This is a genomic window from Sphingomonas sp. SKA58 (assembly GCF_000153545.1).
In the GTDB taxonomy this organism is placed as follows: domain Bacteria; phylum Pseudomonadota; class Alphaproteobacteria; order Sphingomonadales; family Sphingomonadaceae; genus Sphingobium; species Sphingobium soli.
The window spans coordinates 1,829,863-1,841,010 of record NZ_CH959306.1; the positions used below are offsets into that span (position 1 = coordinate 1,829,863).

Consider the following 11,148-nt stretch of genomic DNA (forward strand, 5'->3'; position numbering starts at 1 on the left):
TTCTGGAAACAGGAGCCTTGCCATGACCGCGATTGTGCCGCCGCCCGTCCCCTCGCTCCCCGATGACCTCCCCACCCCGGCCGATGCGACCCGCGCCGATGGGTGGACGCCCGCGCGGCAGCGGCGCTTCCTGGAAACGCTCGCCGCCACCGGCGTCATCATGCTCGCCTGCGAAAGCGTGCGCATCACCGCACGCAGCGCCTATAATCTGCGCATCCGTCACGATGGCGCGGCCTTTCGGCTGGGCTGGGACGCGGCGATCCTGATCGCGCGGGATCGGCTCGCGACCGATCTGCTCGCCCGCGCGATCACCGGGCAGGAAGAGGTCATCCGCCGCGATCCCGACAATTATGAGGTGCGCCGCCACCGCCATGACAATCGCCTCGCCATGTCGATGCTCTCCCGGCTCGATCGCATGGCCGATGCGCCCGCCGAAGGCTCCGACGCCGCGCTGGCCCGCATCGTGGCGCAGGATTTCACTGCCTATTGCGACATGATCTGCCCCTATGCGGTCATGCTGGACGAAGTGGCGCGCGACGAGCTGCCCCTTGTCGGTCAGGAACCCTCCGCCCGCACCAGCGCCGACGCGCAGACCCTGCTGGGCGAACGGCCCGGCGATCCCGACCCGGTCGAGGACGAGGCCGCCGTGCTGGTGACGTCCGCCGCCTCCGTCGCCATGTTCATCGCGGTGCGCCGCAATCTGTTGTCCACCACCGCGCAGGGCAGCGCGTTTGGCCCCGTCGCCCATGGCGAAACCGGGCTGAACCCGCCCTTTTCCGCCGCGCATGAACGGTGTGAACTTCGCTCGGCTGAGGCCTTCCCCCACCTCATGGACCTGCCGCCGGAGGAAGCCGCCGCCGGGCTGCGCGGCGTCTGGTGGGACACGCTCTATAACGCTTGGCGCACCGATTTCCCCCCGCCGCCCGACTTCACTGGCGAGGAAACCGACGAGATGTATGATCCCGACGATTATCAGCGTGAACTGACCATGGACGAGGAACAGGCCGTGGCCCGGCAGCTGGAGGCGGAATATCTGCCCTATAAGGAAGCGGCGATCCGCGCGCGCGACGCCTATTTCGGCTTCGACGCGGCGGCGGCCGGGTGCGACAATGCCGCCGATTCGGCCGAGCCGGCCGGCGCGACCTGCGCGGCGGACCCTCCGCACTGATCCTGCCCCTGTCGTCCTTCGCCGGCCCCGGATGCCGCGCCGCCCGGTACCGCGATTTGCTATTGCACGCCTGATGCCCTATATGGGACGGGCTACAGTCGCAAATCGACGGTCTTCGGCGCTTTGCGGCACCAACTTCCTTCTTTCCCTGCCTCTCTGGCCCTTGGCCCGCCCATACGGGGCGCGCCGCAAACAAGAAGGAATACCCAATGGCCATCACCGGCACCGTCAAATTCTTCAACGCCGACAAGGGCTATGGCTTCATCGCTCCCGATGACGGCACCCCCGACGCGTTCGTCCACATCACCGCCGTCGAGCGCGCTGGCCTCGCCACGCTGCGCGAAAAGGACCGCGTCTCCTATGATCTGGAGCAGGACCGTCGCGGCAAGATGGCGGCTGTGAACCTCACCCACGCCGAATAAGGCGTCCGGGCGGATCGCGCGCGTCGCGGGCCGCCCATCGCTGAACGGAAAGGCCCCTGCCCGCCCGGCGTTCGCGCTGAGTGGGCAGTGCGGGCCGGCCGGGTGTCCATCCCATGATGCCCGGCCTTCTTCCCTGGGGATGCGAAGGACAATTATCCGTGGCCAATCCCGACTATCGCGCGCTCGCTGACAAGGCCCATGCCGAAGCGGACGCCGCCCTGCTCGACAATGTGCGCGACCGCTGCCTGCGCTCCGCCGCCGCCTTCACCGCCATGGCCCAGCGCCAGGACCTGGGCGACCGCAACCGCGCCCGCCGCGAAGCCGAACTCGCCGCCACCGCCACGCCAGAAACCCCCGCCTGACCCCGTAAACGCCACGAAAACAGGAAAATGGTGCGCTTACGGTCATCGAATAGCACCGGAAAATCCCTGTATTCAGGTAACTTTGAAAAGTCAAATGGTCTGATACCCCCCATCATACCCCCAGCTCTTTTCAGGGCGTTTCGGCGGCTGTTCGAGTCACTCAACTTCAGATTTGGCAAAAATCTGCCGACAGTTCGCGACCCAAATGAGACTTTCAGCCTCGATTTTTCGATCCCTAGGTGCGGCCCATCCGATTCGCCGCTCTGATACCAAAATCTGGCCGGTCGGCGACCGTCCGGTTAGGAGCCGGGCTTCAAGGATAGCTGACGCACACGCGACGTCGGCTGCCGGTAGTTGTCGATCAAAGCCGGTCCTTCCGCACCAGTGATGTGAAAGTCCGCCGCTGCCAAACTCGGCCATCCGACCATGATAGGCGGGCCGCTCAGAACGCACCCGACTTGTTGCTGTTGACTATGATCGCGGGCTGAGCAACGGAGACATGCTGAACCGTCGGGGCTACCTGCGGCGTCGTAATAATTTCCGCAGCGAGGGGGCGGGCCATCGAATGTGCCGCGACTGTCTGTTGGAAGCCGCACACGAGCCGCAATGCGTAAAGCCGCGCCCTTGACATTTTCCCACTAATGAGTGATCGTGTCCCGGGGGATGGTGTAACAGCGGGTATCCTCGGTAGAGGATCGGACTGGATCAGGCTGCCACGCCGGGCAAACTGATGAGGGGATTGTCGCTGACGGTGGCGAGACTTTCAAGTGTCATATATCGGCGAGCCACGGCCCATTCGTCCTGCTGTTCGAGCATGAGGGCTCCGACGAGGCGTACAATGGCCGCGTCATTGGGAAAGATGCCGACAACGTCGGACCTTCGTTTAATCTCTCCGTTGAGACGTTCCAGGGGATTTGTGCTGGAAATCTGCGGCCAATGTTCTTTCGGGAAGGCTGTGTAAGCGAGGACGTCTTCGCGGGAGCCATCCATCATCTCAGCAAGTTTGGGAGCGCGATCACGCAGGGCATCGGCGACTGTTTGCCATTGCTTATGAGCCTCCTGAGCAGTTTCCTGCGCGAAAATTGTCTTGATCATGGCGGTGACGGCAGCACGCTGCTTAGTGGAAACATGGGCGAGCGCATTGCGCATCCAATGAATCCGACAGCGTTGCTGGGTTGCGTGGAAAACCTTGCTGGCAGCGGCGCGTAGGCCCTTGTGATCGTCTGCAATGACAAGCTTGACGCCCCGGAGCCCGCGATCGGCAAGAGAGCGCAAGAAGCCCTTCCAGAAGGTTTCGGCCTCGGTTGGCCCGGTGTCGACGCCCAGTATCTCGCGGCGGCCATCGTTGCTGACACCGACAGCTATTATCGTCGCGGTCGACACAATCCGGCCACCCTGGCGCGATTTGATGTAGGTCGCATCGAGCCACAGATAAGGGAATTCGCCCTCGATTGGCCTGTTGAGGAAAGCGTTAACCCGTTCGTCAATCTCTTGGATCAGTCGGCTGACGGCGCTCTTGGAGATGCCCGTAGCGCCCATGGCCTTCACGAGATTATCGACCGATCGCGTCGAAATGCCCTGGACATAGGCTTCCTGGATCACCGCCGTCAGCGCCTTCTCGGCAGTCCGACGGGGTTCAAGGAAGGATGGGAAATACGATCCCTTGCGTAGCCGCGGGATCTCCAGTTCGATGTGGCCGGCCCTGGTCTCCCAGGAACGCTCTCGATAGCCGTTGCGCTGGACCTGTCGCCCGGCAGGGTCGCGAGCGCCATGCGCGGCGCCAGTCAGCACCTGCACTTCAGCTTCCATCATTCGCTCAGCGGCAAATGCCAACATCTCGCGAACGAGATCCGCATCAGCGCCCTTTTCAACCAGCTCAATAAGGGCCATTCTGTCTGTGGTCATCGTCGTCTCCGATAGGTTCATTGGTTTCGCAACCCGAACTCTACCGAAGATTGGCGATGGCCGCCTAGACAGAAGCCATGCCACCGTTGGGGCATGAAGCTCCGGTCGCTACGCTCCCTCCGCTTCACGCCCCAACGGTGACGCTGTTACACCACTTAACGGGACACGGCCTAATGAGTCACCATTTGTTCACAGCTTGGTTCCCATGAAGGCGAGGAGCTTATGAGCCGCAAGTCGCCCAACTTGACCCTGAGTCTGCCTAAATGCCGTAATTGCGGCCGTCACTGGCGTCCTGCGGAGGGCGTCGTTGCAAACCAAGCGCACTGCAAAAAATGCGCGAACGAACGGCAAGCAGCCGCAGCTTCCCGACTTGATCTCAAGCGGATCACGCCAGCGGATTTGTCGGGCCGGTTCCTTTTGCAAAGGCGTTTCAGAGCAAGCTAAACGCCGAAAAACGCCTCGAGTGCCTTCACGGCATCCGCACGGCTTACCACTCCGCCCGTAAGCGTCCGCTCTAGGGCGTGTTGCGGCATTTGGGCTCGGCGCTGATGGACCTCCGCTAAGGAGTCTCTTTCTGGACTCCAGAAGGAGGCCGAGTGAAGGACCGGGTAGAGATAATAACACGCACCGAGCGGCGCAGAAAGTTTTCGCATGCCGAGAAGGCGGCGATCCTCGCCGAGGCGAATACAGACGGCGTATCGGTCCGCCAGGTTGCTGAGCGTCATGAGATTGCCGAGAGCTTGATCTATAACTGGCGATCAGCGCGCCGCCAAGCAGCGGCTATCGCCAGTGAAGCTTTGGAGTTCATTCCCTACGGTGCGATAATAGAGACGGAGCCGGCCACTGCGCCGGCGGTGCCCGAGCCCCAGAAAACGCCGCGACCCGTTCCGTCGCCGATACCGCCAGCGCCGGAGGAACTGATCCGGCCGCATCCCGGTGCCCGTCCCGGCGCGATAGACATAGACCTGCCCAGCGGGGGTAAGCGTCCGCTCTAGGGCGTGTTGCGGCATTTGGGCTCGGCGCTGATGGACCTCCGCTAAGGAGTCTCTTTCTGGACTCCAGAAGGAGGCCGAGTGAAGGACCGGGTAGAGATAATAACACGCACCGAGCGGCGCAGAAAGTTTTCGCATGCCGAGAAGGCGGCGATCCTCGCCGAGGCGAATACAGACGGCGTATCGGTCCGCCAGGTTGCTGAGCGTCATGAGATTGCCGAGAGCTTGATCTATAACTGGCGATCAGCGCGCCGCCAAGCAGCGGCTATCGCCAGTGAAGCTTTGGAGTTCATTCCCTACGGTGCGATAATAGAGACGGAGCCGGCCACTGCGCCGGCGGTGCCCGAGCCCCAGAAAACGCCGCGACCCGTTCCGTCGCCGATACCGCCAGCGCCGGAGGAACTGATCCGGCCGCATCCCGGTGCCCGTCCCGGCGCGATAGACATAGACCTGCCCAGCGGGGTTCGCCTGTCGGTGGACAGCTACGTGAACGAGAAGGCGCTAGCCCGCGTGCTGCGTGCATTCCGGGACGTCTCGTGATCTCGCTTGCGCCCGGAACAAAGGTCTATCTGGCGAGCAAGCCGGTCAGCATGCGGCTCGGTTTCGATGGGCTGGCGGCGCTGGTCCGCCCGCTATTCGCGGTCGAACCCTACGGCGGGCATGTCTTCCTGTTTCGCAGCAAGAGCGGCAACTACCTGAAGGCACTGCATTGGGATGGGACCGGGCTTTGCCTGTTCGCCAAGCGTTTGGAACGCAGCCGTTTCGTCTGGCCGCCGCTCATAGAAGGCGGCGTCGTGCTGACCCCGGCGCAGTTCGCGTTGCTGATCGAAGCAATGGATTGGCGGCGCACCGTCGCCCCTGATCCACCCCGCCTGCCAGTGCAGATTTGACGCAATAAACGGCCTATTTCCGGGCTTACTGCTTGGGCGGAAGGCCGGATTCTGCTATCGGGAAGCGTGTCTCCCGACGATCTCGAACTGCCTGCCGACCCCGCAGAACTGCGCGCTTTTGCCGAGGCGATGCGCGCACGTCTGGCCGCTTCGGAGCAGGAGCTGGAAGCCGAACGCGCGGCCCATGACGAGACACGTGGGAAGCTCGAGACCGCGCAGAACTCGATTCTGTTGACGGCGCTGCAGATCGAGAAGTTCAAGGTCCAGTTGGCCCGCCTCCGGCGCATGAAGTTTGGTCAGTCGTCGGAACGCCTTGCTCTTCAGGCCGATCAACTCGAACTGACGCTGGAGGATCTCGAGGCCGAGCATGCCCACGCCGAGTGTGTGATCGAGTGCCATGCGCCCGAAGATTCCCCGACCAAGGCTGCCCCTCGCAAGCCTCGCCGTGCGCCACTGCCCGACCACCTTCCTCGCGATGAGGTTATGCACGCAGCGCCGGATGCCGACGGCTGCTCCGCCTGTGGCGGCACGATGGGCAAGCTCGGTGAGGACGTGACCGAAGTGCTGGAGTATGTCCCCGGCCGCTTCCGCGTCGTCCGTCATGTCCGGCCCAAGCTTTCCTGCAACCGCTGCGATGCAATCAGCCAGGCACCAGCCCCGGCGCTTCCCGTGCCGCGTGGCCGCGCTGGCCCCGGCCTGCTGGCTCACGTCATCGTTTCCAAATTCGCTGATCACCTGCCGCTGTACCGCCAATCACAGATCTACGCGCGAGAGGGTGTCGAGATCAGCCGCTCGACGATGGCGGACTGGCTCGGCCAAGCAAGCTGGCTGCTGCAACCGCTAGTGGATCGGATCGCCGATCACGTCATGGCCAGCGTGAAGCTCCACGCCGACGATACACCCGTTCCCGTGCTGGCGCCGGGGACCGGGAAGACGGCAACCGGGCGACTATGGGTTTACCTTCGCGATAACCGACGATGGAGCCACTTGGATAAGCCGGCTGCGCTGTTCCACTACAGCCCCGATCGTAAGGGTGAGCGACCACGTGAGCATCTCAAGACCTTTGCAGGCTTTCTGCAGGCGGATGCCTATGCCGGTTTCGAGCGCCTCTACGCGAGTGACCGCAAGCCAGCGCCAATAACGCCCGTTGCGTGCTGGGCCCATGCCCGGCGCAAGCTGAACGATGTCTACAAGGCAGACCCGAACTCGGCTGCACTCGAAGGGCTGCAACTGATCGGCGAGTTGTACGACGTCGAGAGGCAGATTGGGCGCGAACCTGCGGATTTCCGTCGCAAGGCTCGGAAACTCTCCAAGCTGAAAGCGCTGGATTTCTTCGCGTGGGCCGACGAGGTGCTGTCGAGGGCCTCGGCCCGATCGCCGCTGGCCGAGGCGCTGCGCTATGCGGTGAAGCTGAAGCCGCAACTGCTCGCCTACACCGACGACGGCAGACTGGAGATCGACAACAATCCGGCAGAGAATGCCCTCAGAGGTATAGCCGTGGGCCGCAAGAATTGGATGTTCGCTGGCGCCGACTGTGGAGGTGAGCGCGCCGCCGCCATGTATTCACTGCTCGAAACGACCAAGCTCAACGGCATCAATCCGCAGGAATGGCTGGCCAACGTGCTCGAGCGCATCGGCAAGGGGCATCCGATCAACCGGATCGATGAACTGTTGCCTTGGAACTGGGCTACCCCGCAAGCGTGAACGCGCATTCGGGTGTTAGTGAGCGATCTTGCCAATATTTTCTGACGAGCGGAACGAATGCCCGCATTTTGAACACGCCGTCGGCTGCTTCCAAAGATGCTTGGAATACAGCGGTGCGAGGAATTGGTCTGCGGCTTGCTTGGCCTTCGCTGACCCATAAACACGGTAGGCTGGCCAAGCGCACTTCGGACAGTGAAGGTTGAAGAGCCAAGCAGCCGGCATGGCAACGGTCGCAGATGCAAGGGCCACCCAAAATTCTTGCACCAGCCACGATAGGGCGATGCCCGCCATCGCCAAATACATGATCCACCGAGCTGGCGTCTCCCAGCGTCTCGCCAGCGCCAGTCTAGCTTCTGTTCCGGTTTCCAGGCTCACCCCAACATTCCCCACCTCGAGCAGAAGTAGCCACCGTTTGATTTCATGAGATAGGCTAAGGCGGCTAGGCGATGTCCGCAATAAGCGTTTTCAGCCGCCAACGGTCCCGGGCGGACGCTTACCTCCGCCCGAACCGGCCAGCGTCTTGCTCTGTCTCGCTCCGGTAGGCTCACTCCACGCCTTCCACTCATGCTTGCGGGGCGACAGTCGCTTCCACTCAGCGACGATCCGACGCTTGCCCTTGATCTGCTCCCAACGGATCACGTCCTTTTTCACCGACGGTTCCCACAGCGGTAAGGTCGGAACGTTGGCGAGCGCCTTTAACGTTTGGGCCGCGTTCTGGTAGCGGACCGCGTCGTCGTCGTTGAGCATCTTGCGGATCACGCGGCGCGAAGCCTTTGGGATGTGCGGAAGCCACCGTAGGGTATCAGCGAACCCGCCGTGCCTCACGATGTCTCGCGGGTCAGGTCCCTCCTCGTACCAAACCTGCCCGTGCAGCAGCCGGTAGAGCGTCATGCCCAACGCCCAAACATCAGACTTCGCGCTAGTCCCTTTGCCGTTCCAAACTTCGTAGGCAATGTGGTCGCTGTAACCAGCCTGTGAAGCGTAGCCGAGCACGAGGTCGTCGGTAACGAGGCCGAAGTCGCTAATTTGGGCCTGACCCTTTACGTTCAACAGGATGTTGGCGGGCTTGATGTCCCGGTGCACCATACCGCGCGCGTGCATGGTGTTGAGACCCATTAGGACGTCATTGCCGACCTTGCGCACGGCCGAGAGGGTCATCGGTCCGTTCTCAAAAGCCGATTGCAGCGATCCGCCCGGGCAGAAGGCCATGCAGATTACGATGCTGTCTCCCCCCTGCGCCTCCGCTACATGGTGCACCTGAACGACGTTACGGTGGGTTGCCTTCGCTAGGTTGCGGGCTTCGTTTAAGCAGCCCGCTTTATAGTCAGCCCATCGAGCGTCATCGTGGTATAATTCCCTTTTTATGACCTTAATTGCGACTTCGCCGTGAGCCGGGTCCTCGCCAAGGTACACCTCGCCGAAGGCGCCATTGCCCAGTTTTGCTCCCAGCTTCAGGTCGGAGACGTAGTCCGCCATCAGGCATTCCTCGTCGCAATCAGCAGCATCGCCGCCTCTCGGCTAAGTTTCCGCAGTTCTCCACCGTCTGTATTGTCCGCCCAGAAGGAATCATCGGCCAGGTACTCATCAACCTTTCGGTCGCCGTAGGTACGGCTGATGACCGCCTTGGACAGCGCCTTGACCGGACAATGTGATGCCGCGGCAGCGATCACGATGCCGCGCACTTCGGCACTGAGAAGGAAACCGAGGGTGGCTGAGCCCTTGCCCGCGACGGCGCTGGCCTTCACCACGACGGCGTCGATGCCGTTCTCCTTGACGTAGTCGGCGCACTGTTGGTGCAGCACATTGTAAGCCTCCGCCCGGTCACCCTTTTGGACGCGCCACGTGTCATCAGAGTGGATAATGATGGGGTCGTCCCCGTCATCAGGTATTTCGGCATCCACCATCACTACGGAGTCCTTAGAGGCAGTCAGCCCCAGCCATCTTTCTGCCATTCACTTCACCCTGTTGTTAGCCTCGATAGTACATCGAGCGGATGGCGCAGAAAAGCAAATGAGAACGAACGGGATTCGGCGGCTCCGAGAATGGACCCGAGACATGACGCGTGCGAAAGTCGAGAATTTCCCGGCAGGAGTCTACTAAACCACGCCGATATGCCCTGCCGCACCAACGCCGGATTACCCCGTGACTTTCATCCTTAGGTCAAACAGCGGCCGAGCAGATAGTCATGCAATGCTTGATTTGCCTACCCCCTTCATGTCATCTCGGACGTTGATTATAGTATTTGCCTCTTACAAGCCCTGTTTATGAGCAAATCCAAGCTTACGACCGAGCAGCACCTGAAGGGTCAGCATCATCGACTGATGATGAGCGCCCTTGATTTTCGTCACGCTTTGAGCGCGGCGACATTCTTGGTGGAAGACGTCGATTGGGAAATCGAACGATGCACGCAGGAAGATCGACGCCGGTTCAAGTGCTACGAAACGTCGATGGTTGTGTCCTATGCGCGGCCATTCACAACTGCGCGCGGGATGGCTGCACCTTTCAGTTGGAAACAGCTGGGACGAACCTTCAAATTGTCGGCCGAGGAAACCAGCCTTCACGAGATGCTGATAGATACCCGCAACAGGATTTATGCGCATTCTGATGGCAATCACAGTGACATTAGGGCTTCAATCTGGCGATCTGACATTGGTGAGGGCAGGACGTTCGATTTCTTGTCGGTTGAGGGCGGAGAGCTGCTTCTCTTCAACAAGGCACAATGCCAGGCCATCCATGATCTGCCCCCCGCTGAGTGGCCCAGAGACTATGATAGTCTGGACCATGAAGGGGACATTGAATGCCGAGCAAGAAGCACAAGCCAGAAGAGATCATCGGCAAGCTGCGTGAGGTTGAGATTGTGCTGGCGCAGGGAGCCTCGACTGCCGAGGCGTGCCGGCGGATCGCGGTCAGCGAGCAGACCTATTATCGGTGGCGCAAGGAGTATGGCGGCCTGAAGACCGATCAGGCGCGGCGGATGAAGGATCTGGAGAAGGAGAACCAGCGGCTGCGCCGGGCGATCTCGGACCTGACGCTAGACAAGCTGATCCTGCAGGAGGCTGCACGGGGAAACTTCTGAGCCCCGCGCGGCGGCGGCGCTGCATCGATCAGGTGCGACGGGATCTGCCAGTCCGTGTATCCGAGCGACGGATATGCCGGGTGCTGGGTCAGCATCGATCGACGCAGCGCAAGATACCGCGCGGGGCGGATGACGAACAGGCACTGACCGAGGACATCATTGCATTGGCGAAGCAATATGGTCGTTACGGCTACCGCCGGGTTACAGCGTTGCTGTGCCATGCGGGGTGGACGGTGAACCATAAGCGGGTCGAGCGGATATGGCGGCGTGAAGGACTGAAAGTCCCGCAGCGCCAGCCAAAGCGCGGGCGTCTATGGCTCAATGACGGATCGTGCATCCGGCTGCGGCCCGAGTATCCGGGGCACGTGTGGGCCTACGACTTCGTCGAGGGGCGCACGCATGACGGCCGCAAGTTCCGCATCCTGACGATCATCGACGAGGCCAGCAGGGAATGTCTGGCGCTCATCGTCGCACGGAAGCTCAAACACGAGGATGTTCTGGCGGCCCTGGCCTACCTGTTCATCTCGCGTGGGCCGCCAGCGCATATACGATCCGATAATGGTAGCGAGTTTATCGCGACCGCCGTCCAGAAGTGGCTGGGGCAGATAGCGTGAGACCCTCTACATCGC

Annotated in this window: 11 protein-coding genes and 1 pseudogene; 8 read left to right on the forward strand and 4 right to left on the reverse strand. The window is 61.7% G+C overall.

All coding sequences use genetic code 11. The features are described 5' to 3' along the window. The first annotated feature begins 22 nt into the window (after positions 1-22). The 3 genes from SKA58_RS09270 (at position 23) to SKA58_RS09280 (ending at position 1,952) form a co-directional block, all read left to right on the forward strand. Positions 23-1,168, forward strand: coding sequence for a hypothetical protein (locus SKA58_RS09270; protein ID WP_009822155.1), 1,146 nt, complete (start codon positions 23-25; stop codon positions 1,166-1,168). A gap of 209 nt (positions 1,169-1,377) precedes the next feature. Then, a complete protein-coding gene (locus SKA58_RS09275; protein ID WP_009822156.1) occupies positions 1,378-1,590 on the forward strand; it encodes a cold-shock protein in 213 nt (70 codons plus the stop codon). 158 nt (positions 1,591-1,748) lie between these two features. After that, complete coding sequence (locus SKA58_RS09280; protein WP_037542818.1) at positions 1,749-1,952, forward strand: hypothetical protein; 204 nt, start codon at positions 1,749-1,751, stop codon at positions 1,950-1,952. 705 nt (positions 1,953-2,657) lie between these two features. Here SKA58_RS09280 and SKA58_RS09290 read toward each other — a convergent pair. Then, a complete protein-coding gene (locus tag SKA58_RS09290; RefSeq protein WP_037542386.1) occupies positions 2,658-3,857 on the reverse strand; it encodes an IS256 family transposase in 1,200 nt (399 codons plus the stop codon). A gap of 596 nt (positions 3,858-4,453) precedes the next feature. On the opposite strand from SKA58_RS09290, the gene SKA58_RS09295 reads away from it, so the two are divergent. The 4 genes from SKA58_RS09295 (at position 4,454) to tnpC (ending at position 7,443) form a co-directional block, all read left to right on the forward strand. After that, a complete protein-coding gene (locus SKA58_RS09295; protein ID WP_009822158.1) occupies positions 4,454-4,852 on the forward strand; it encodes a transposase in 399 nt (132 codons plus the stop codon). Positions 4,853-4,930: 78 nt separating this feature from the next. Continuing rightward, the gene (gene tnpA, locus SKA58_RS09300; protein ID WP_009822159.1) at positions 4,931-5,389 is read left to right on the forward strand and encodes an IS66-like element accessory protein TnpA; all 459 of its coding nucleotides are present in this window, start codon (positions 4,931-4,933) and stop codon (positions 5,387-5,389) included. Beyond that, positions 5,386-5,739, forward strand: a complete 354-nt coding sequence (tnpB, locus tag SKA58_RS09305; protein WP_009822160.1) for an IS66 family insertion sequence element accessory protein TnpB — start codon at positions 5,386-5,388, stop codon at positions 5,737-5,739. Before tnpA ends, tnpB begins: the two co-directional genes overlap by 4 nt. Before the next feature lie 87 nt (positions 5,740-5,826). Continuing rightward, the gene (tnpC, locus tag SKA58_RS09310; protein ID WP_083784884.1) at positions 5,827-7,443 is read left to right on the forward strand and encodes an IS66 family transposase; all 1,617 of its coding nucleotides are present in this window, start codon (positions 5,827-5,829) and stop codon (positions 7,441-7,443) included. Between the two features lie 465 nt (positions 7,444-7,908). Here the strand turns inward: tnpC and SKA58_RS09315 are convergent, their stop codons facing one another. From SKA58_RS09315 to SKA58_RS09325, 3 genes are all read right to left on the reverse strand, one after another. Further along, a complete protein-coding gene (locus tag SKA58_RS09315) occupies positions 7,909-8,919 on the reverse strand; it encodes a serine/threonine-protein kinase (RefSeq protein WP_009822162.1) in 1,011 nt (336 codons plus the stop codon). Continuing rightward, a complete protein-coding gene (locus tag SKA58_RS09320) occupies positions 8,919-9,347 on the reverse strand; it encodes a hypothetical protein (RefSeq protein WP_198005935.1) in 429 nt (142 codons plus the stop codon). Before SKA58_RS09320 ends, SKA58_RS09315 begins: the two co-directional genes overlap by 1 nt. Positions 9,348-9,692: 345 nt before the next feature. Next, positions 9,693-10,058 carry a hypothetical protein gene (locus SKA58_RS09325; RefSeq protein WP_232209392.1) on the reverse strand — a complete coding sequence of 122 codons (366 nt, stop codon included), beginning with the start codon at positions 10,056-10,058 and terminating at the stop codon, positions 9,693-9,695. Between the two features lie 182 nt (positions 10,059-10,240). Here SKA58_RS09325 and SKA58_RS19470 point away from each other — a divergent pair. Beyond that, positions 10,241-11,127 (forward strand): annotated as a pseudogene (locus SKA58_RS19470) (IS3-like element ISSpma1 family transposase); the annotation flags it as partial. Between the last annotated feature and the right edge of the window lie 21 nt (positions 11,128-11,148).